The following is a 22,860-nucleotide window of genomic DNA, read 5'->3' on the forward strand; positions in this document are numbered from 1 at the left end:
GTTCGGACACTCGCGGGTGCGAGCCGGTTCAGCCCTTCGATGTTTACCCTGCGTGTGACCACCGGCCGACCGTGGTCGGTGACGGTGTTACGCAGACAACCCCAACGATATTAATGGATCGCGCTCGCATGACCAAAATGGCACACTGTGAGTTATGTCCACATCCAGCACCAACGATGCACAGCGCTCAACGAGTCCTGGGTTGCGCAGAAGCACCCTCGTGATCGGGGTCATCTTCGTCGCGCTGCTCCTTCTGCCACGCTTGTTCGGAATCGATAGTTACCTGATTACGGATCTGGGCATAGCGTTCTCGGCAGCACTGGTGGCTTTCTTGGCCGTCCGCACTCCCGCCGATACCGCCTCCGAGGAACCACGATCATCATGGGGGCTCAAGGTTGCGCTGTGGAGTTTCGGGATCTCTGCATTGTTCGCCCTCTCCAACGCGATTGGACGGCTCTTGGTGTACTGGACGAACAGCGACCCCAATGCCCTACTGTCCCATATTGATCCCTTGGCCGAACTGGGCAACAGGTACGCGGGCGGCCCCTACCTTACTGCCGAGTCGTGGGTTGAGGAATCGGTTTTTGACTGGACCGGACTGCTGTGCGTATGGGTGGTTTACCTGGCGGCAGCCGCTGTCGGTGCAGCCATGGGCAGCCTGCTGCAACGGATGCCCAATAAAGCGCTTCGGATAGTCCTTGGCATAGCCGGGGTGATTATCGTGTGGTTCTTCGCACCGGCACTCTACGACCCCGCCTTCACCACGCCCTTCCGCCCAGTCCCCTACGTGCTGATCAGCTTCTCCACCATCTTCGCGCTAGCCATCACACTCGCGGTGGGAATCCTGCCCATCCGGTCCGAGACTCCAGCCGCGGACTCGTCTTCAGAAAAAAGCGAAGGGCCAGCTCCGCAGAACTGACCCTCAGGTCGCACGGCCTCTAGCCCGCTACTTCTTGCCGAAGTTCAGCTTGCTCAGATCGACATTGTCGAAGCCCGGGGGGAGCTGATCCTTCATCTTCTCCAAGTCGTTCATGTTGGGCATGCCGCCGCCAGGCATTCCGGGCATACCCCCGCCAGGCATTCCGGGCATCCCCGGCATTCCCTGAGGGCGCCGGTTCATGTTCTTATTCTTGCCCTTCTTCCCCTTCTTGCCCTTGCGATGGTTCTTCTGCTTCTTCGTTGCGGAGCGCCCACCCATGCCGAACTGGCCGGCCATCTTGCCCATCATCTTCTTCGCCTCGAAAAAGCGTTCAACGAGCTGGTTGACCTCGGCGACCTTCACACCCGAACCATTGGCGATGCGCTTCCTGCGAGATGCGTTGAGGATCTTCGGGTCTTGCCTCTCTTGCGGCGTCATACCCCGAATAATGGCTTGAATGCGGTCGAGCTGCTTCTCATCGACCATGTCGGCCATCTGAGACATCTGGGAACCACCCGGAAGCATCTTCAAGATGTTGCCCAACGGCCCCATCTTCCGGATCATCATCATCTGATCCAGGAAGTCCTCGAGGGTCAGCTCACCGGATGCCAAGCGCGCGGCCGAATCCTCGGCCTTCTTCGCATCCATGACCTGCTCGGCTTGCTCGATCAGGGTGAGCACATCGCCCATGCCGAGGATGCGGTTGGCCATGCGGTCGGGGTGGAAAACGTCGAAGTCTTCCAGCTTCTCGCCGGTGGAGGCGAACATGATCGGCTTGCCGGTCACCTCACGAATCGACAGGGCGGCACCACCTCGGGCGTCGCCATCGAGCTTGGTGAGAACCACGCCGGTGAAGTCCACACCGTCGCGGAAGGCCTCGGCGGTAGTCACGGCATCCTGGCCGATCATCGCGTCGATGACAAACAGGACCTCGTCCGGCTCCACGGCATCGCGGATATTTCGCGCCTGGCGCATGAGCTCTTCGTCGATACCCAGGCGGCCGGCGGTGTCAATAATGACGATATCGTGCTGCGAACGGTACGCCTCTTCGATACCGCGCTGGGCAACGTCCACCGGGTCACCGTGGCTGGTGCCCATCTCATGCTCGTGGGAATCCAGGCTGGTGCCGGGATCTGGGGCGAAGGTCTTCACACCGGCGCGCTCACCGACGATCTGCAGCTGCTGCACCGCACCCGGGCGCTGGAGGTCACAGGCCACGAGCATCGGGGTGTGGCCCTGCTTGGACAGGTAACGGGCGAGCTTACCGGCCAGGGTGGTCTTACCTGCACCCTGCAGACCGGCGAGCATGATGATCGTGGGCGGGTTCTTGGCCAGGTTCAGGCGGCGGGTCTCGCCACCGAGAATGTTCTGCAGCTCCTCGTTGACGATCTTGATGACCTGCTGGGCCGGGTTGAGCGCCTCGGAAACCTCTGCCCCCTGGGCGCGCTCCTTGATCCGCTTGATGAACGCACGAACAACGGGGAGGGAGACATCGGCCTCCAGTAGCGCAAGGCGAATCTCTCGCGCCGTAGTGTTGATGTCCTCTTCGGTCAGACGGCCTTTACCGCGGAGGCCCTTCAGGGCTCCTGATAGGCGATCAGAAAGTGACTCAAACACGCTGTTCGTGTCTCCCTAACTCAAATTAACGACAGATACAACAATCTCCCCCACCTTACAGTGAGGGAGATCAGTTTCGAGAATCTAGCTCATCTCGTAGTCGTATGCGGTTTCACCGTGCAGGGAGGTATCGATACCTGCGGTTTCTTCCTCGTGGCTGATGCGCCAGCCCAGGGTGACCTTGAGGATCAGGGCGATGATCGTGGTCACGATCGCACAGTATGCGGCGGCGAAGGCGGCGATGATGATCTGGACGGCCAGGAGCTTGAGGCCATCCACGCCACCACCGGTGAGCAGGCCGATCTTGTCGGCGAACAGACCACAGGCCAGGGTGCCCCAGACACCCGCAACGAGGTGCAGGCCAACGACGTCCAGGGAGTCGTCGAACTTAAAGCGGTACTTCAGGCCAACGCCCATGGCGGCGAGGCAGCCACCAATGAAGCCGACGATGAGGGAGGTCATCGGGGTGAGGCTACCCGCGGCGGGGGTGATGGCGACGAGGCCTGCCACAACACCCGATGCGGCACCTAGGGAGGTCACGCGGTGGTCGCGGATGCGCTCAACAGTGAGCCAGCCGAGCATACCGGTGCAGGTTGCGGCGGTGGTGTTCATCCATGCCAGGCCGGCAAGGCCGTTGGCGGCGAAGGCCGAACCGGCGTTGAAGCCGAACCATCCGAACCACAGCAGAGCGGCGCCGAGCATGACCAGAGGGAGGTTGTGCGGGCGGTCCTTGCCCTTGAGGAAGCCGTGGGACTGGCCGATAACCAGAGCCAGAACTAGGCCAGCGATACCAGCGTTGATGTGGACCACGGTACCGCCTGCGAAGTCAATGGGGGCGATGGCGGCAACAGTCTTGCCGTCCTCCACGACGGTTCCGAAGAGCTTGGCTGCGATACTGTCCTCGCTGTGCCCCAGCAGGCCGCCGCCCCACACCATGTGGGCCATCGGGAAGTACGCGAAGGTGACCCAAGCTGCGGTGAAGACCATCCAGGTGCGGAACTTCACGCGATTGGCCAGGGATCCGGTGATGATGGCCACGGTGATCATGGCGAAGGTGATCTGGAAGGCCACGTCGATGATGTTGGCGTATCCGTTAGCGCCAACGATGTAATTACCGGCTGCGTCGGTGATGGAATCCTTCAGTCCGAAGAATTGCAGCGGGTTGCTGAACACTCCACCGATCGATTCGGTGCCGTAGGACATCGACCAGCCCCACAGGATGTACACCACGCCTACCACGCCCATGGAGGCAAAGGACATCATCATCATGTTGAGCGCGGACTTCTGCCGCGACATGCCACCATAAAACAGTGCCAATGCTGGGGTCATGAGCAGCACCAGGGCGGCGCTGATCAGCATCCATGACGCATTACCGCTGGCGGCCATCGTCTCTTCGGGGGTCATCTGAAACTCCTCTTGAATCTTCCTTAGGTCATGCAAGGTGTGGAGATTTCCCGCGCTGTCTCAGTCAAAACTGCTAGGGATGCCGTATCGCTTCCACCACGGCTTGCGTGCGAGTTCTATCTAAACCTCTGGATGTTTCTTCTAAAGTCATAGATGATTTCCGGGATGTAAACTATCGCGACAATTCGGTTACCGTTGTGTTACATGTTTTGCACACAAACGTATATGTGCAGATATTCGATGCCTTGAGGTGATGAAACGCTCCCCGGCGCGGCTTCAAGGATCCTAGACAAAGCGCCCCTAGGCACGACAAAAGCGCGCTCACCCGTTATGGGTAGCGCGCTTTCGCCACTTCTGGCTAGCTCCCCGGCGCGAGCCGGGTCGCTTGAGTGTCGCTAACCGAGCAGTGCGTCCACGAAGCTTTCAACCTCAAAGGGCGCGAGGTGGTCGGCACCCTCGCCAAGTCCCACGAGCTTCACGGGCACACCCAGCTCCTCCTGGACCTGGAACACGATGCCACCCTTGGCGGTGCCATCGAGCTTGGTGAGCACCACGCCCGTGATATCGACAACCTCCCGGAACGTCCTAGCCTGTATGAGGCCATTTTGACCAACTGTGGCGTCGAGAACGAGCAAGACTTCATCGACCTTGGCCTTCTTCTCAACGACACGGCGGACCTTGCCCAGCTGATCCATGAGGCCCACGGAGGTGTGGAGACGACCAGCGGTGTCGATGAGCACCACGTCCACGTTCTTCTCGATGCCCTTGGCCACCGCGTCGAACGCCACGGATGCCGGATCGGCCCCTTCCGCGCCACGCACGGTTTCGGCCCCTACTCGACGCCCCCAGGTTTCCAACTGGTCGGCTGCGGCCGCACGGAACGTATCGGCGGCGCCGAGCAGGACCTTGTGGCCCATCCCGATGAGAACGCGCGAGAGCTTGCCGGTGGTGGTGGTCTTACCGGTGCCGTTCACGCCGACCATCATGATGACCGCGGGCTTGCCGTCGTAGGGCATGGCCTTAATGGAGCGATCCATATCCGGCTTGCAGGCGTCGATAAGCGCGGAGCGGAGCATGGCGCGGGCTTCGGCCTCGCTGGAGACACCATTGACGGCGATGCGCTCGCGCAGATCCTCCACCACGGCCAGCGTGGTCTTGGTGCCGAGGTCGGCCATGAGGAGGGTGTCTTCGATTTCCTCCCACGCGTCCTCGTCGAGGTCACCGGCGCTGAGGATGCCGAGCACGCCGCGACCGATGACGTTTTGGGACTTGGACAGGCTGCCGCGGAGCTTGCCGAGGCGGCCTTCGACCGGGGCGATGTCCTCGCGTGCCTGCTCTTGGGTGACGGCTGGGGTTGCCGTGGTGGTCTCGGTGGCAGGAGCAGCTTCCGGTGCTTTCTGCGGCTGCTGGGGTTCCGCTACCGGCTCCGCAACCGTCTTCTGCTGTGGTTGTGCTGCAGGCTTCTGCGTGGGCTCGGCTACCGGCTTGTCAGACTCGCCCTCTTCGTCAGCCGATTTAGGCTCGGCGGGCTTTTCCGGCTCAGGCGCGGCGGCTGGCTCGGTCGGCGCGGGTGCCTTCGGTTCTGCTGGTTCTGTTGGTTCAGCTGGCTCTGCTGGCTCTACCGGAGCGACAGCTGGGGACGGGCTCGCAGCAGCCGTTGTGGGCGAGTCCGTCACGTCCGAGTCCGAGGCAGGCTTGGCCTTGCCGGGCTCGGCCTTAGGCTCCGGCTGCTTCAGTTCCTGTCCATCACGAAGAACGGGTTCCTTCTCCGCGGTAGCGCCAGACCCTGCTGCCCCCGGCGTTGCTGCAGCCCCAGCGCCACCCGCCGTGAAGTTGAAGCCGCCCTGTGCCTGGTAATCGCCACTTGAGGGCTTCTTCTGTTCGAGTTCATCCTTCTTCTCGAAGGAGATCTGCTTGGCCTTGCTGCGCTTGAGACCAACGGCAATGATGATCGCCGCAATGATCACAAGGACAACAACGCCAATGATGATCCACAAAACGGTGCTATTCATAAGTTCTAGTGAAGCAGATATCACCTCACCATGTTGGAACCTGGTCCCCCGGGTGTCTTAAAGCCACAGGCCGTTCCTCTACTATCGAGGCGTGCTCGATCATATCCGTGGATACTCACTCATCAGTCCAGCCGTCGCAGCCCTCGCGTGGGCACTCCTCGCAATCTGCCTGCTGATCATCGTGATCGCTCTGCCACGGCACCACCGCGTGAAGGCCCTCGTGATCGCCGTGATCGCCGGCGTGGTTCTGGGCGTGGGCAGTTACGTGGAGATCCTCTTAGGCTTTGGAGTTCCTTCGGATCAGCTCAGCGTGGGGGCGGTCGCGTCCGCAACCCTCGCCATTCTTGCTCTCTTCCTGTCCATTTGGACGATTGCTTCCACGTGGAAGAAGTCTTGGACGCTTATCCCGGCTTTGCTGACCGTTCTTTCCTCCCTTCTTGTGACGAACCAGTTCTACGCGCTGTTCCCGGACGTCAACTCCCTCGATATGGAGACTCCCTACAAGGAGGAGAAAGTCTCCGCCCTGCAGAGTGCGCCGAGTGTGCCCCTGGCCGAATGGAAGCCGAAGATTCTGCAGCCCATCGCTGCGGAAGGAACGGTCGTCACCGGTACACCCCCAACCCCCAAGTCCAAATTTCACCCGCGCGAGTCCTACGTGTACCTTCCTCCGGCATGGTTCACCAATCCGCGCCCCCAGCTTCCAGTACTGGTGCTCATGCACGGCATTCCCGGCACCACTGACCAGTGGTTTAGCCAGGGTGAAGTGGGACTCGCAGCCCACAACTACCAGCGCAACCACGGCGGGGTCTCTCCCATCGTCGTCACTGCGGATGCCACAGGCGGGGTGTTCGACAACCCTGTATGCACAAATTCCGCCAAGGGTAATATCCAAACCTTCCTCTCCGAAGACCTTCCGCAATGGATTTCGGAAGAGTTCAGCGCCACGCCTGACCGCCAGCACTGGACCATCGGAGGACTGTCCTACGGCGGTACCTGCGCCCTGCAGACCATCGTCAACAACCCCAACTCCTATGGCAACTTCCTCGATTTCTCGGGAGAGATAACCCCCAATGATGGCGACAGCCACGCCTCCACCGTGCGCGACTTCTTCAACAACTCGGAACAAAACTTCCGCGAGCACAACCCCGAAGACCTGCTGAAAACCCGTCGCTATCCTGGCCATCGCGGGCTCTTCGTTGCCGGCGTGGAGGACAGCACTGCGCAGAAGGATCTGCGGACTCTCAACAAGTTAGCCCGCGAGGCGGGTATGGAGACCTCGTTCGAGACTGTCCCTGGTGGCCACAACTTCATCACCTGGCGCGCGGCGATGAAGAAATTCTTCCCCGTTGTGGGCGAATGGTCCGGTATCACGCCCCAGGTGCTCCCTGGGCACCCCCTACCCCGCCAAAGCTAACGAAAACACCCCGGAGGAGGCCCCAGCAAAAGGGGTTCCCCTCCGCGCTGCCCTGCGATTGCTAGGTGGTCAGCGGGAAGGCCACCACATCGCGGATTGTCTTCCCCGTCACCAGCATGATCACCCGATCCACGCCGATGCCCAGGCCACCTGTAGGAGGCATGCCGTTTTCCAACGCCCGCAGAAATGCCTCATCCACTTCCATCGCCTCGGGATCCCCGCCCGCGGCCTTGAGCGATTGCGCCTCTAGGCGCGCTCGCTGCTCCAGCGGATCGGTCAGCTCCGAATAGGCCGTGCCCAGCTCAACTCCCCATGCCACTAGGTCCCACCTTTCGGTGACGCCAGAAATGCTGCGATGTTTTCGAGTCAGCGGGGACACGCTGGTGGGGAAATTGGTGTAGAAGGTGGGCTCCTGGGTGGTTGCCTCCACGAGGTGTTCGTACATCTCGAGGACGATCTCGCCCGCGTCCCAGCCCGGCTTGATCTCGATTCCCAGCTCTACGCACAGCTCGGACAGGCTGTCTTTGGGAGACTCTGGCGCAACCGTCACGTCCCGATGAAGCGCCTCGCTGGCCTTCTCCGACACCGCACCGTGCACGGTCTTCACTGGCCAATCGCCAGCGATGCTCACCATCGAGCCGTCCGGCGCCGGCACAGCCTCCTCCCCGTTGACGGCGCGGGCTGCGCGCTGGATGAGCTTCTGCGTGACAAGACGCATGGAGTCGTAGTCACCGTGAGCATCGTAGGCCTCCAACACGGTGAACTCGGGGTTGTGCGTGGCATCCACGCCCTCATTGCGGAACACCCGCCCCATCTCAAAGATGCGCTCTGCGCCTCCAGCCAACAGACGCTTGAGGTATAGCTCGGGGGCGATCCGCAGGTAGAGGTCCTGGTTATACGCGTTGATGTGGGTAACGAACGGCCGCGCGTTCGCGCCACCATGGACGGCTTGAAGCACGGGAGTCTCCACTTCTGCGTACCCACGGTCGACCAGTTCCAGCCGGAAGGCGTGCAGCACGGCCGAGCGAGCGTGAAGTTTGGCGTTGAGGTCCACGATGCCCGCCCCACGGCGCACCAGCGGGTGCAGGGATTTCGCCTCGGTGGTCCAGTCGGTGATGAGTAAAGACTTATGCCCCGTGCGAGAGTACCCCACTGTTCCGGAGGCGGCGATGAGGTCACCGAGGTCCACGGCCATGCGGTCCTCCAGGATCAACTGCAGCATGCCTGAGGCATCGCGCACATCCACGAAGGTCACTCCGCCGAAGCAGCGTCGGGCAACGACCCGGCCTGCGACCCGGGCCGGAGTGCCTTCGTCGCATTCCAACACGCCGGCGCAGGTGTGGGTGGGGCGCACGGCCTCTGGCCAGGGATCCACGCCTTCGCGCTGCATCGCGCGGGCCTTGGTCACCCGCACAACCGTTTGTTCGGAATCGCGCTTCTTCTGGCCCGCTGCAGCGCGGCGCACATGTTCGATCGCCAGAACAGCTTCTGGTTGGTCGTACAGGGCGTGGCGGCGTCGATCGGAAGAACCAATCTCGGGCAAGAACCCCTCGGCCACACCAGCGGCGATCGATACCCGGGCGATCGACAGGGAGGACGGATAGGACAGGTACCGCGGGATCCACAGCGGATCGTATTTCTGATTCGAGCGGTAGAGGGTTTCCATCTGCCACCACTTGGACAGGTAAGCCAGGATCGAGCGGGCAACGCGGCGGATCTTCGACACCGCCACCTCGTTTTCGCTGGCAAACAGCTTGCGGAACACGGCGAAGTTGAGGGACACGCGGCGGATCGACTCGTCCGCGCACAGCTCGGCGACCATGGTCTCGATCACGCCGTTGGGCGCATCGGGGCTGCGGCGCATGAGGTCCAACGACGCACCCGCTGGGCCCCATGGCGCGAAAGAGAGCAAGCCCACGGGTTTATCGCCGATGTGAGCCTCGACGAGGATGCACATGCCATCTTCCGGATCACCCAAGCGACCGAGTGCCATGGAGAAGCCGCGCTCCTCGGTGGTGTCGCGCCACGCATCGGCGCGCTTTTCCACCTCCGCCATTTCTTCAGCCGACAGGGCCTCGTGGCGGCGAATGCGCACCTTCACGCCCTTCTTCTGCGCATGGGACCGGGCGTGGCGCACATCTTTGAGCTCGGAGAGGTGGAACTCGTTGGTGTCGATGACGGCCTCATCGCCCAGGTGAAGGGACAGCAGGCCGTGCTTTTCATAGACGCGGGCACCACGTTCGGACGCGCCGATGGCCGCCGGTAGCCAGCCGTAATTAGTCGCGCGCTGCAGCCATGCTTCCACGGCGGCATCCCAGTAGTCCGGGTCCCCCACCGGGTCAGCGGAGGCTAAGCACACGCCGGCCTCCACACGGTAGGTCACGGCGGCCCTGCCCTTCGGCTCGAACACCACCGATTTGTCGCGGCGGGTGGCAAAGTAGGCCAGGGAATCGTTGGCGTTGTAGCGCTCGATGAGCCCGCGCAGGGCTTGTTCGTCGCGATTACCCATCGAATTTTGGCCGCGCTGCGAGCGCAACAGAACGAAGCCGGCAAGCAGCAGCACAACCGTGGAGAGAACAGAGATGATGATGGTGACGAACCACGGCGCGTGACCACCCTCGATGTTCCGGGAGACCAACGAAAATGCCGCGGAGTGGCTAATCGCCCAGACCACGCGTTCCTCGCCGACGAGTGAGCCGGGAAAACGATTAACGAGGGCGAGACCGGCGAGGAACACCAGCACGGTGCCACCCAGCCAGACCAGCAGGGCTTTGACAATGTTGCCGCGCATCGTGGCAGCGGCAAAGGCGCGACGGTGCCACAGCATGAGCAGCAGCAGGAAGAACTGAATGCCCACGCCCCAGTAGAACAGGATGGTAATCCAGTCCTGCTCCACCATCGGATCGAGCAGATAACTGAGGTATACCGCGTTGCCCAAGTTCAGCAGGGCCAGCGCGGCCACGGCAACGATCCAGGCCACACGCTTGGCGGTGTACAGGCCCAAGCCGAGCGCCAATAGTGCCACCGACCATGCCAGGGAGGAGGCCGGCATGGGGAGAAAGAGCGCGTCGAACACAGCCTCGATGTGCCACGTGTGCCAACCGAAATAGTGCCCGGCGCCGAAGACGAGGGCAATGAGTGCGTAGATGCACACTAAACTTCCGGCGACCTTGGGGAAGATTGTGTTCTTCGCGGGCACGACCTACTCCTTTTCCGCTGCCTCTGCGGGTTCTGTTGGGCCAAACACCCCCAGCACCATCGCTTCAGCCATGACGATATCGCCCGTGACCAGATCGGGCACGAGGCGCGCCATGTGTGCCCAACCTGGATAGGCATTTCTCAGCTTGCCCAAACTCGACATGCGCCCGTGTGCGTACATGCGCGTGGCCAGTGCAAACACCATGGAGATCACCGGGGCGAGTGCCCAGCGGTTATCAGGGTTGTCGGTGTCCACGCCCTCCAAACGGTCGAAGCGTACGCGCGCCGAGAGGTAGAGCTGCCGGTTTGCTGCCTTCACCTTACGCAACAAAGTGACAGCAGTTTTCATTAGGTCGGGGTCCCCGAGAAGGTCAGAGAGCTCCTCGCGGTGAGTAAACGTGTCAAACACTGCGATGAGGCGGCTGTTCTCCTCGCTCAACGCACCCGGCACCACGCCGGCACCGCCGAAGAACATATCTAGCACCGCCTTCTGCTGCGCCGGATCCATGTGCGCAATCTGCACGGTGGTGCTATCGATGCACGCCGTATCGAGTGAGACATCGCGGCCGGTCTCCACCGTTTGTGCCACGGGTGCGCCCGCGATGGACTTCAACTCACTGCGGAGATCCTTGGCCTCCGCCGAATCCTCACCCGCCAAGGACAGGTCGCCCAGAATCTCCAAGGCGGCGATCCACGGGGAATCACTGCGCTGCTCCACTCCCCCGGTGAGCTTGGAGTGCACCAGACCGGAGGCGATGAACTGCGCTGGGCGATCCGCCGCCGGAACGAGCGACTCGCTCATAGCGTGAACGGACTCGCGCGGGTTGTGCACCAGCGCCTCGCGCAGCTTATCCAGCACCTCGAAGCGGCCTTGCAGCCAACCGGCCTGCACATCCCACAGCGTAGAAAGCACGGCCCGATCGGTGGGGATCTCCACGTCCTGCCCAGCCAGGAACGCGGATAGCTGCAGCCACGGATCACCTTCCGAGTCTGCGCTGCCGGCGCCGTAGAAGCCCTCTGCGGGCACCACCACGCTGCGCTGCCCCGCTGCCACGGGGGCCCGCAGGTGATTAAAGCGATCCCGGTTGAATAGCTGCACGCTGAGCTCGCCAGCATCAACGAGATCCTCGGGCAGGTCGGCCTTGCCCGCGCCATCGAGGTTCACCACGCGAGCAGGCAACCACGGCGCGGTGTTGGGCCACACCCAGGCGTCGAGACCAGAAAGCCGCCCAACCTCCGCTTCCGGCGCCTCGATGGTCAAGGTGCCATCGTTGATCGCCGCAGTCCATTCAAAGTCGGGAAGGATTCGTGCGAGGCGAACGCTGACCCGGCGGGTGTCCACGAACTCCAGCTCGATGCTGCCCTGGGCCATGACTGCCAAGGACGACGCCGCTGCGCGGAAATCCGTCCACCACGTGATCCCATCCAGGGTGTGCAATGCCATGGTGCGCACCGGAGATCCGTGATGGTTGCGGATGACAACGCGCGGATCGCCGATGGTGGTGCCGGGGCGGATGCGGAAGCGCGACTCGGTGTTGATCCAGCTTGCGGAGATGTCGATGGCATCCGTGCGCCACATCGGATCCTCGCCGCGAAGCAGCAGCTGGTATTGCAGGCGTGGCGGGCTGACGAGCACGGGCAGGGCATCGCCGGCATCGGTTTCCACCACGGTGTCGGCGTAGCGCTCGTCCGAGCCGAGAGAGAGCGGGGCGATGCGCTCGAAGGGCTTCTCCCCCGGCAGCAGGCGCACGGTCACGGGGCTCAGGCCGGCACTGACGGGAAGGCGTGTGCTCGTGGCCGGCCCCTGGATCTCGGATTCCACGCGCAATCCCTCCACCAGGGCGTATTCGTGGCGGAAGGACTCGTTGCGGGGCCCGCGCAGGCGCACAAGGTATTCGCCCACCCAGGGGCTGTCCCACGCGTCGGGGTCGAAGACGTCGAACACGCCACCCTCGGCGGGCACCTCTAGGGGCTCCTCCTCGGAAACCTCTTCACCGACTTCGCCTGGGCCGGCATAGGCGGAGACGGACAGGAACCAGATCTCCACCGCCCCGGAGACGGTGGCAGGGAATTCCACCTGGAGGCTGCTGGTGTGCAGCGCCTTGCCGCTGGCTGTGGTGATGTCCCTCAGGGCATTTTCGGGCTCAAGGAACTGCACGCGTTGGCGTGGGTCCACGGCGCGCACGTTGGACACGGAGGGCTGGCGATCGCCGGGGCGCTGCAGGTGCAGGCTCAGTGCCTCGCTGAGGTCGAGCAGGCGGATCACCCACCCGTCCCAGGTCTTCATCTCCGCTTCGCTGAGTACCGGGATGGTTTCCCCGCGGACGGGATCGGTGGCCGTGGAGTCCTGCGGGGCCACCACGTAGACCTGTTCGTGGTGCAGGGATACCCGCCCGGTCAGGTCGGCGCCGCGCACGGTGAAGATGAGGCCGGGGTTGGTGGAATTCACCAGCGACAAGCCCCAGTGCTGGCCGTCGGCGGTGTTGCGCACGCTGATGTCACGCAGCGGCTGGCGGATCGGGATGTCCATGATCTCGGATTCGGATCGGCTGGGGTCATCCGAACGAGAGGTGCGGAACGCGGCCGGTCGGCCGTCGAAGTCCAGGCGCCAGCGGATCTCAGCACCAGGGGTGTCCTCCAAGTGCTGGGCCGGCAAGCGCAGCACGATGCGCTTGCGTTCCACGTCGAGCTGCACACGCGGCTGGTCTTCTCGGTGCGCCACACCCACCGAGTGGCGGCGGTCCATCGTGCCCGCAGGGCGCTCGCGGAGTTCCTCGATGACGTCTTCCTGGATGAGCGGCGGAAGGCTCTTCGTCACAGTGGAGGGCAGCGTGTACTCCCACGTGTCCGGGTGCTCCGCGGCGTGGCGGACGATGAGCACGATCGGCGTAATGAGGGTGGTGGCCAGCTCCGGGAGGGTGGAGCACATCGGGCCGATCTGGGTGTGGTTCTCTGCAAAGTCCTTGACCACTGCGGCTGCCTCAACCGCGGCGTCTTCCTCCGCCTCGTCGTTCATGCGGCGGGCGTCGATGAACTCGATGAGCTCGGGTGTCCAGTCGGAGGCGATGCCCACGTGTGCAAAGAGCCTGCCGAGTTCGCCGTCCGGCCCAGCCGCTGCGGCATCGAGCGGGTCCAGTCCGGCCGCGCGCAGCAGGTCGGCGTAGCGCCCGTCGATGAGGCTGACCCGGTGCGGCGTCGGTTCGATACCGAGCCCGGACCAGTATTCGGCGGGAAGTTCGCTGATTTCGTTGAGTCGAGCAGCGCGGGCGAGCAGTGCGGCCACGGTCAGCGCCGGGCACGCTTCCAGCAATGCTTCCTCTGCGGAGCCCGCGGCGAGTTGCCGGGACAGGAAGGTGCCGTAGAAGCGCGTGAGCCGCTCTAGTTCATCGCCATTGAGATCCAGTTCAACGAACAATTCCACGTCCGAATACTGGGCTGCGAGGGTGGCTTCCGTGGTGGAAGCCCACGGGAGAAGAGTGTCCTGGGGATCTGAAATTGGGCTTGAACTCACGCGACCATCCTACGCGGTGGCATTCGCGTCGGCGCCGTGTGGGCTGTCCGCTTTCACCATCCTCTGAGAAATCACCCGTGTCACGCCGTCTCCGCGCATGGTCACGCCGTACAGAACGTTGGCGACGTCCATCGTGGGCTTCTGGTGGGTAATGACGATGAGCTGCGAATCCTTGCGCAGTTCCTCGAACAGGGCGATGAGTCGCCGGAGGTTCACATCGTCCAGCGCGGCCTCCACCTCGTCCATCACGTAAAACGGGCTGGGCCGAGCCTTGAAGATCGCCACGAGCATCGCGAGGGCCGTGAGAGACTTCTCGCCGCCGGAGAGCAGCGAGAGTCGCTTGACCTTCTTGCCCGGCGGCCGGGCCTCGACCTCGATGCCTGTGGTGAGCATGTCATCTGGGTCGGTGAGCACCAGTCGGCCCGCACCACCCGGGAACAGGGTGGCGAAGACCTTGGGGAACTCCACCTCCACTTCCTTCCAGGCATCCGTGAACAGCTGCAGGATGGTGTTGTCCACATCCACGATCACGTCCTGCAGATCCCTGCGCGCCTGCTCCACGTCGTCGAGTTGCTGGGCCAGGAAGTTGTAGCGTTCTTCCAGCGCCTTGAACTCCTCCAGCGCCAGCGGGTTGACCTTGCCCAGCGAGTTGAGGGTCTTTTCTGCCTTCTTGAGCTCGGCCTTGGTTGCTGCGGCGTCGAAATCCTCGGGCAGGTCCTCGGCCAGCAGCTGCTCGGCGCTCATGCCGAGTTGTTCCATGGCGGTGTTCAACGCCTGCTCGATCTTGACCTGCGCCTGGGTGCGGGCCAGCTCGGCCTGGTGGGAGGCATCACCGAGGCGCTGCAACTGGTTGCTCCGCGCGGAAACTCGGTCGCGTTGCTGACTCATCGTGGACTGCCACTGCTTGTGGGATTGGTCTTTGAGCGTGCGGTTGTCGTCCGCCCGGTGCAGCGCATCGGCGATGCGCTGGCCCACCCGCTGGGCTTGGTCGCGCACAGCGATGGCGATGGTGCGGGCTGCGGCGCGGCGGGCACGGGCCTGCTCGTGCTGGGCCCGTGCGGCTTCTTCCTGCCGGGCTTGGCGCCGCAGTCCCTCTGCCCTGCCGCGGGTCGCTTCGGCCTTCTGCTCGGCGGTGCGCAGTTCCAGTTGTGCTTCGACTTCCATCGCCTTGATCTGTGCGAGCTCGGCCGCGGCGGCATCGCGGTGCGCGGTCGAGGGCTCGTCCTCGCGCTCCTCGTCGTCGACGCGGGCCACGCGGTCGGCCAGCTCGGCGAGTTCGTCGCTGGCCTCCTGGAGACGTTTTTCGGCGTTGGCTTGCTGGGCTTGGGTGCGTTCGAGCTGGCGACGTGCCGCCTCGTACTGCTTGTCCAGCGCCTGAACGCGCTTCGTCGCTGCGTCCTCGCGGGCCCGGTATTCTCGCTCGGCGGCGCGCGCCGCGGCGACGGCAGTGCGCAGGTCATTGGCGGCCTCTAGGGCTCCGTCGAGGGTTGCCTGCAGGTCGGCGAGCTGTCGCTTCTTTTTCTCGACGCCACCACGCAGCCCCTCCACACGGTCCGCCAGTTCCACCGGGGTGGCTGCCCCGGAGCCGGAGGCGACCCAGCCCGGTCCGTAGACGGTGCCCTCCTTCGTCACGGCGCGCAGGCGGGCGTCGTCGGCGACCACGCTGCGGGCCTGTTCGGCGGTGTCCACGGCCACAACATCGACGAGGAGTGCTGTGATGGGGCGCAGCAGGTTATCGGGCACGCGCACGTGATCGAGCAACCACTGCCCCGCTGCGGGCGAGGCATCCAGCCGGTACGTCGGTGCATCGCTGGGGGCGATGAGCACGGCGCGGCCCTGCTTGGCCTCGGTGAGGGCGTCAATGATCTCGGCGGTGTAGTTCACCACGAGGGCGCTGGTCGCGGCCTCGCCGAGGACGGCGGCCACGGCCGTTCCCCAACCATCGGTGGTGTGCAGACTTTCGGCCAGGGCGGTGGCCTCTACCCCGCTGTCGCGGGCAGCGCTCAGCGCCACGGCGGCGCCATCCGATGGGGTCAGCCGCTCGCTCCACGCGGCGATGGTGGCTTCGTCGGTGGCGATGTCTCGCTCCAGTTGGAGCTGCTCGGCGCGGAGTTGTTCGGCACGCTGCTCCGCACCAGCGGCCTCACGTTCAGCCTGTGCGGTCCGCTCGGCCAGGTCGCGGCCTTGCGCGGAGTTATCCACGTGGGCGTCGCGGGCTTCTTCCAGTTCCTCAGCGATGGCCTGGAGGGCTTCGTGGTGTTCGTCGGTGGTGGCGGAGAGTCGCTCGAGCTCGGCAGCGAGGGTGTGGCGGCGGGACTCTGCGGACTCGTGCTGGGCCAGAAGGCGCACGATGCCTTCGCGGCGGTCGGCAATGGCCCGGACCTGGGCAAGGTGTTCCCGTTCAGCGGCGCGAGCAGCTTCCTCCTTGGCGTGGACGTCCTCCCGCAGGTTCTCCAGAGTCTCGCGGGCCATGTCCACGGCTTCCTCGAGTTCCAGCTGCTCTTCCTCGGCCTGCTCGGCGCGCTCGATGAGTTCCTGCGGGTCGGGGCCGTTCCACTGGGAGGCTTCGACTTGCTGGGCTTGCTGGGCACGGTCGGCGGCGATGCGGTAGGTGGCCGCGTTCTTCTCCGAAACTGCGGATAGCCGGTACCAGAGGTTTTTGGCGGCCTCGGCTTCTTCGAGGGCGGTGCGAAGCTCCTCCTCGGTGGTGGACAGCGCCTCGGATTCTTCCTCGAGCTCCGCCTTGATCTGCTCGGCCTTCTCTGCGGCGATGCGGGCGTGCGAGGTGGTGTCCTCGAGTTCCCTGGATAGTTGCATGACGTTGTGGGCGGTCAGTTGCACCCGCGCGGTCCGGATAGTGGCCTGAACGGCAGATGCTTTCTGGGCGGCGTCGGCTTGACGGGCCAGCGGCCCGAGTTGTTTGTGAAGCTCGTCGGTAAGGTCGTGTAGACGATCCAGGTTGGCCTGCATGTTGACGAGCTTGCGCTGAGCCTTCTCCTTGCGGCGGCGGTGCTTGAGCACACCGGCGGCCTCCTCGATGAAGGCGCGGCGCTCCTCCGGCTTGGACTCGAGGATCTGGGCGAGGCGACCCTGGCCCACGATGACGTGCATTTCGCGGCCGATGCCGGAGTCGCTGAGCAGCTCCTGGATGTCCATGAGGCGAGCTTTGGAGCCGTTGATTTCGTACTCGCTGGCGCCGTCGCGGAACATGCGGCGGGTGACGGATACCTCGGAATAATCGATGGGCAAAGCCCCATCGCTGTTGTCGATGGTGAGGGTGACCTCGGCGCGGCCGAGGGGTTTGCGGTCGCCAGTGCCGGCGAAGATGACATCTTCCATCTTCGCGCCACGCAGGGTTTTGGCACCCTGCTCGCCCATGACCCAGGCGAGGGCGTCCACGACATTGGACTTGCCGGAACCGTTGGGGCCCACGACGGCGCAGATGCCGGGTTCGAGTTTCAGGGTGGTCGCGGACGCGAAGGACTTAAATCCTTTGAGGGTCAACGACTTCAAGTGCATTGCGAAATTCTAACAGTTTCCCCGGGGCAGCTTGCGCTGAACCCCGGGGATTCTGTGGTGCTTGAGCGGTGCTAGCGGTAGATGTTTTCCAAGCGCGCGTGGCCACCGGGCTGGCATTCCGGATCGGTGCCGTCCCAACATTCCACGTTCTTCAGCTCAGGCAGGCTGTCCCGGTGGAACACCGGATCCTTGCCCTGGGCCTTCTGTGTGGAGTAGTCCTTGAGCAGCTTGATGGCCACCCCACCCAGCGGAATGATCGCGATGAGGTTGATGATGACCATCGTTGCGGCGAAGGTGTCTGCCAGGGACCACACGAGCTGGACGGTTCCCAGCGAACCGCCGAAGACGCACGCGACGACCAGCAGGCGGAAGATGGTGAGGACCTTCGGGTTCTTCGTGAAGTACTCCACGTTGGCCTGGGCAAGGTAGTAGTTGCCCAGCACGGAGGAGAATGCCAGGAAGAACAAGATGAACGTGATGAAGTGGATGCCCCAATCGCCCACCTGTGCGGCCAGAGCGTTCTGGGTGAGGTTGGCGGTCTCCACACCCTCGCCGAAGGCGGGGTCAGACAGCAGGATGATGAAGGCGGTGATGGAACAGACCACGAGGGTGTCGAAGTACACGCCCAGGGTCTGCACCAGGCCCTGCTTCGCAGGGTGGGACACGGCTGCGGTGGCAGCGGCGTTCGGGGCCGAACCCTGGCCGGCCTCGTTGGAGAACAGGCCGCGGCGCATACCGTTCATGAAGGCGGCACCCACGGCGGCGCCGCCGACCTCCTTGAAGCCGAGTGCGTGGCCAACGATGAGGCCGAACATATCCGGCACCTGATCGATGTTCATGGCCAGCACCACGATGCCGAGGAGGATGTAGGCGATCGCCATGAAGGGGACGATGAGCTGAGTGGCGCGAGCGATGCGGTGCACGCCGCCGAAGATCACCGCGGCGGTGATGGCGGCGATGATCGCACCGATGATCGCCTTGGGGGCTACCCCGTCGAAACCGAAGCTGGTGTTCATCGCATCGACGATGGAGTTGGTCTGCACTGCGTTGTAGACGAACCCGTAGGTGATGGTGATGGCGATGCCGAAGATGACAGCGAGCCAGCGGGCGCGCAGGCCGCGGGTCATGTAGTAGGCCGGGCCGCCGACGTATCCATCCTTGTCTCGAGCCTTCCACAACTGAGCCAGGGTGGACTCCACGAACGCGGTGGCGCCACCGACGATGGCGATCATCCACATCCAGAACACCGCACCCGGACCGCCGAGGGTCAGTGCGATGGCCACGCCCACAATGTTGCCCGTGCCCACGCGGGAGGCCGCGGAGATGGAGAAGGCCTGGAAGGCGGAAATATCCTTGGTGCCCTTGGTGTGGGGCTTTTCGGTCACGGCCCGGAACATGTCCGGGATCATGCGGATCTGCACGACCAGTGTGCGAATACCGAAGTAGATACCCGCGCCGAGCAGGAGGAAGGGGATGACCTTCCACACGTTATTGTTGATTGTGTCAACAATAAAACTTTCAATAGCGTCCATAAGCAGGCAGGTTACCCCACGGCTGGCAAAACTATCCCATTTTCCGCAATTAAACCTTGGGTTTTGCCCACAAGAATCATGTACGAATCAACCACGCCCGAGGCCCCGGACTGTGCCGCAACGTAATCACTGACGTGAACGCGTCGTCATCGTTGACGTGGATCACTGACGCGATTACTTCTGACACGTCGGGCAGTAATGGGAAGACCGGTTCATAAACTGCACGCGTTTGATCGGCGTGCCGCACACTCGGCATGGCCGACCCTCTTGCCCGTAAACGTTCAGGCTGCGAGAGAAATACCCCGAGGCACCATTGACGTTGACGTACAGCGAATCGAAGCTGGTGCCGCCCTGATCCAGCGCGGAGCGCATGACCTCCTCAGCCGCGAGGATGATCCTGCGGATCGTCGCCAGGCTCAGCGCGCTGGCTCGCCGCCGCGGGCGCACACCCGCGCGGAACAAGGCTTCATCCGCATAGATATTTCCAATCCCGGATATCACGGTCTGGTCGAGCAACACCCGCTTGATTTCGGTGTTCTTGGTCTTGATGCGGCGCGCCACGGCGTCTAGGTCAAAGACCGGTTCCAGCGGATCAGCCGCAATATGAGCGACCGTGGTAGGAATCGTGGTCGGGATTGTGCTGGAAACACGGGCGGCTCGGCCAGGAGCCCCATACGGATCGGCGACACCGTCCACCACCCGCCACTGGCCGAACGTGCGTTGATCGACAAACGTCAGGTCCGTTCCATCGTCCAGGTGAGCCCTAATACGTACGTGAGGTGACACAACTTGGTTGCGGGCTCCCACGAGCATCTGACCACTCATGCCCAGGTGAACATACAGTTTCTTACCGGTGGACAGATCCAACCAGAGGTACTTTCCACGGCGTGAGGTTGCGTCGACTGTGGCGTCGACCAAAAAAGACCGCAAAGAACCGCCTTCTTGGGCGCGGACCGCGCGCGGGTGGAGCACCTCGACATCGGTGAAGGTGCGGCCCACGAGGTGCGTGTCGAGGCCGCGGCGGACCACCTCAACCTCGGGGAGCTCAGGCACGCTTGCGCAACTCCCCCACCGCAGCGCGGGCGGCGGCGTGCTCGGCTTCCTTCTTGGTGTGCCCGGTTCCCTTCGTGGTCAGGCGACCCTCGACCGTGAGAACGCTGTGGAACTCCTGGTCATGGGCGGGGCCGGTGGCCGAGGTCTCGTACTCGGGGGTCGGCAGCGACTGCTCGGACAGGGCCTCGAGCAGCACGGTCTTCCAGTCCATCGTCAGACCCGTCGTGGGAGCCTCCGTGATCCGAGAGGCGAAGATGCGCAACACCGTGGCGCGGGCGACCTCGAAGCCATGGTGCAGATAGATCGCACCGAGGATGGCCTCGACGGTGTCCTCGAGGATGGAGGTCTTGTCCTCGCCACCGGTGCGCATCTCGCCGCGACCGAGCAGAATGTACCGCCCCATGTCCAACTCGCGAGCCACCGAGGCCAGCGCGTGGCTATTCACCACGCCGGCGCGCATCTTCGAGATGTCTGACTCGCTGCGGTCCGGAAACTGGCGGTAGAGCTGCTCGGCGACGGACAGCCCCAGCACGGCGTCGCCCAAAAACTCGAGGCGCTCGTTATCGGGCAGGTTGTCGTTTTCGTTCGCGAAGGAGCGGTGAGTCAGGGCCAGGCGCAGCAGATCGTCTGGTAGATCCACGCCCCAGGCTTCCAGGAGTGGGGCGTGATCGGTCTTGGAGTAGGCCGCGTTGAGGGCTGCTTCGCCGGTGAGGCGCCGTTTACGCGCCACCTTTACCTCCCTGCTGTGCTTGCTCTGCTTCGTCGGCCGCGTCCCCTACCTGGAACTTCTCCAGGCCTGCCCACCGGGGATCAGTCTTCTTCTCGGCGGCGACTTCCTCGGACACACCATCGGGCGCCGGGATGTCGTCGCGGCACGTCTGGTCGTAGTCAGCGCACACGGGGCTAAACGGCGCGTTGAGGCCGGCTTCGTCCACCACGAGCTGAGTGATGTCCACCGCGTTGTCCTCGACGAGCAGCGGCTCGTCCTCGTCTTCTTCGGCCTCGTCCCCAGAGATGAAGTCGGCGTGGAAGCCGAACACATCAGAGATGGTGTAGGCGAACGTGGTGGTGATGTCCTGCAGGCACAGGGCGCACGTGCCCGTGGCTTCGCCGGTGACCTGGACGTTGGCCAGCACGGCCTCACCCATATTCGCTAGGGTGCCGTGAACCTCCACGGGCGCGCCTTCTTCCACGGCGAGCATGTTGCCGCCCCAGCGGATCGGTGATGCGCCGGACGTATCGACGGGTTCGGTGGCCCCGACGGCGATGTCATGGACAGGAAGAACGAAAGGGTTGCTCATACCCTTAATTTCTACCCGCCTCGCGCGTGTGACGGTAACCGTGGTCGCGATCGGAGTGGTATCCCGAGGCTCCGGCGCCCTTGCGCAGCGCCGCGCGGTCGCGATTGACGGTGCGCAAGGTGGTGGTCAGCGATTCCTCGAACTCTGCGAGGGTGGAGTCCACGTAGCGGTCGCATTCCGTGCGCAGGCGATCGGAATCGGCGTGGGCGGATTCCACGATGCGCTTGGCCTCGGCTTCGGCGTTGCGCACCACCTCGGACTCGGAGACGAGTCGCTGCTGCTCGGCGATGCCTTCGTCCACGGAGCGCTGGTAGGAGGCGTTGCCTTCGTCGATGAGGCGGTCGGCCTCAGCGGCGGCGCGCGAGGTCACTTGCTCGTATTCGCGTCGGGCGTCGGTGACGAGGCGGTCGGCCTGGTCTTCGGCCTGGGCCACGGTGGTGCTGGCGCGCTCTTGGGCATCGCTGATCATTTCTTCGGCCCGGGTGCGGGCGTCTGCGATAATTGCTTCGCGCTCGGCTTCGGCGTCGGAGATCATGGCATCCGACTGGTCTTGCGCGTCGGCGATGATGTTGTCGCGATGATCCAGAACATCCTGGGCATCGTCCATTTCGATCGGAATCGCGTTGCGCATTTCGTCGAGGATGTCCAACACCTCGCGGCGCGGAACCATGCAGTTAGAGGTCATGGGCACGCTGTATGCCTGCTCCACCATCTGCTGAAGGTCGTCCATACCCTGGAATGTCTTGTACATGCCACCTACTGTGCCACGATTCCCCCGGTTGCGTTGGTCAAGACACACCACAACGGGCAACTTCGTTCACATGTTTCACATGTGCCCCGCCCGTCGTGGGCTTCCTTTCCCGTTCGACGTCTAAGCGAACTTCGCCTCCACGGCCTTAACGACAGGTTCGGGGAGCAGTCCCTGAACGTCGCCTCCGTACTTGGCAACTTCCTTGCAGAGTGTGGAGGACACATAGCCGTACTGCGGGCTGGTGAGCAGGAAATAGGTGTCCACCCCGGAGAGCCTGTGATTCATCTGTGCCATGGGCAGCTCGTACTCGTAGTCCAGGGAGCTGCGCAGACCCTTGACGAGGGCGTTGACGTTGTTGTCGACGAGGTAGTCCACGAGCAGCCGGTCCCAGGTGTCCACGGTGACGTTGCTGGGCGGGTTGTCGAGCGCCGCCAGGGATTCCTCGATGAGGCGCACCCGCTCTTCGGCACTGAACAGACCGTTCTTGTTGGGGTTGTACGTCACCAAGACCACGACCTCGTCCCACGTCGCGGCTGCTCGCGTGAAAATGTCGAGATGCCCCATGGTGACGGGGTCAAATGATCCAGGGCAGACTACCTTCATGGCAACCAAGGTACACGCCTTGCCAG

At 63.5% G+C, this 22,860-nt stretch carries 14 protein-coding genes; 2 read left to right on the forward strand and 12 right to left on the reverse strand.

Annotated elements, in window-relative coordinates:
• Positions 1–154 precede the first annotated feature (154 nt).
• On the forward strand, positions 155–919 hold the full coding sequence (locus LA343_RS08530; protein ID WP_144084493.1) for a hypothetical protein: 765 nt from the start codon (positions 155–157) through the stop codon (positions 917–919).
• Between the two features lie 27 nt (positions 920–946).
• On the opposite strand, the gene ffh is transcribed toward LA343_RS08530, so the two are convergent.
• From ffh to ftsY, 3 genes are all read right to left on the reverse strand, one after another.
• Positions 947–2,536 (reverse strand): signal recognition particle protein, encoded by a 1,590-nt coding sequence (ffh, locus tag LA343_RS08535; protein ID WP_025402915.1) that lies wholly within the window; start codon positions 2,534–2,536, stop codon positions 947–949.
• Between the two features lie 84 nt (positions 2,537–2,620).
• On the reverse strand, positions 2,621–3,940 hold the full coding sequence (locus LA343_RS08540; RefSeq protein ID WP_025402916.1) for an ammonium transporter: 1,320 nt from the start codon (positions 3,938–3,940) through the stop codon (positions 2,621–2,623).
• Between the two features lie 395 nt (positions 3,941–4,335).
• Positions 4,336–5,952, reverse strand: coding sequence for a signal recognition particle-docking protein FtsY (gene ftsY, locus LA343_RS08545; RefSeq protein ID WP_025402917.1), 1,617 nt, complete (start codon positions 5,950–5,952; stop codon positions 4,336–4,338).
• A gap of 91 nt (positions 5,953–6,043) precedes the next feature.
• On the opposite strand from ftsY, the gene LA343_RS08550 reads away from it, so the two are divergent.
• Complete coding sequence (locus tag LA343_RS08550; RefSeq protein WP_025402918.1) at positions 6,044–7,366, forward strand: alpha/beta hydrolase; 1,323 nt, start codon at positions 6,044–6,046, stop codon at positions 7,364–7,366.
• A gap of 61 nt (positions 7,367–7,427) precedes the next feature.
• Here the strand turns inward: LA343_RS08550 and lysX are convergent, their stop codons facing one another.
• From lysX to coaD, 9 genes are all read right to left on the reverse strand, one after another.
• Entirely contained in the window at positions 7,428–10,565 is a 3,138-nt protein-coding gene (gene lysX / locus LA343_RS08555) for a bifunctional lysylphosphatidylglycerol synthetase/lysine--tRNA ligase LysX (protein WP_025402919.1), read from the reverse strand.
• Positions 10,566–10,568: 3 nt separating this feature from the next.
• Positions 10,569–14,075 (reverse strand): hypothetical protein, encoded by a 3,507-nt coding sequence (locus LA343_RS08560; protein WP_025402920.1) that lies wholly within the window; start codon positions 14,073–14,075, stop codon positions 10,569–10,571.
• A gap of 9 nt (positions 14,076–14,084) precedes the next feature.
• The gene (smc, locus tag LA343_RS08565) at positions 14,085–17,594 is read right to left on the reverse strand and encodes a chromosome segregation protein SMC (protein ID WP_025402921.1); all 3,510 of its coding nucleotides are present in this window, start codon (positions 17,592–17,594) and stop codon (positions 14,085–14,087) included.
• A gap of 71 nt (positions 17,595–17,665) precedes the next feature.
• Positions 17,666–19,126, reverse strand: a complete 1,461-nt coding sequence (locus LA343_RS08570) for an alanine/glycine:cation symporter family protein (RefSeq protein WP_025402922.1) — start codon at positions 19,124–19,126, stop codon at positions 17,666–17,668.
• 174 nt (positions 19,127–19,300) lie between these two features.
• Positions 19,301–20,179, reverse strand: a complete 879-nt coding sequence (gene mutM, locus LA343_RS08575) for a bifunctional DNA-formamidopyrimidine glycosylase/DNA-(apurinic or apyrimidinic site) lyase (protein WP_025402923.1) — start codon at positions 20,177–20,179, stop codon at positions 19,301–19,303.
• Positions 20,172–20,909, reverse strand: coding sequence for a ribonuclease III (gene rnc / locus LA343_RS08580; RefSeq protein WP_025402924.1), 738 nt, complete (start codon positions 20,907–20,909; stop codon positions 20,172–20,174). The genes mutM and rnc overlap by 8 nt, the downstream gene beginning before the upstream one ends.
• The gene (locus tag LA343_RS08585; protein ID WP_025402925.1) at positions 20,899–21,480 is read right to left on the reverse strand and encodes a YceD family protein; all 582 of its coding nucleotides are present in this window, start codon (positions 21,478–21,480) and stop codon (positions 20,899–20,901) included. The genes rnc and LA343_RS08585 overlap by 11 nt, the downstream gene beginning before the upstream one ends.
• Positions 21,481–21,484: 4 nt before the next feature.
• Positions 21,485–22,231 carry a DivIVA domain-containing protein gene (locus LA343_RS08590; RefSeq protein WP_025402926.1) on the reverse strand — a complete coding sequence of 249 codons (747 nt, stop codon included), beginning with the start codon at positions 22,229–22,231 and terminating at the stop codon, positions 21,485–21,487.
• Positions 22,232–22,351: 120 nt separating this feature from the next.
• Positions 22,352–22,834, reverse strand: coding sequence for a pantetheine-phosphate adenylyltransferase (gene coaD / locus LA343_RS08595; protein ID WP_025402927.1), 483 nt, complete (start codon positions 22,832–22,834; stop codon positions 22,352–22,354).
• Between the last annotated feature and the right edge of the window lie 26 nt (positions 22,835–22,860).

The organism is Corynebacterium falsenii (assembly GCF_020099275.1).
Taxonomy (GTDB): domain Bacteria; phylum Actinomycetota; class Actinomycetes; order Mycobacteriales; family Mycobacteriaceae; genus Corynebacterium; species Corynebacterium falsenii.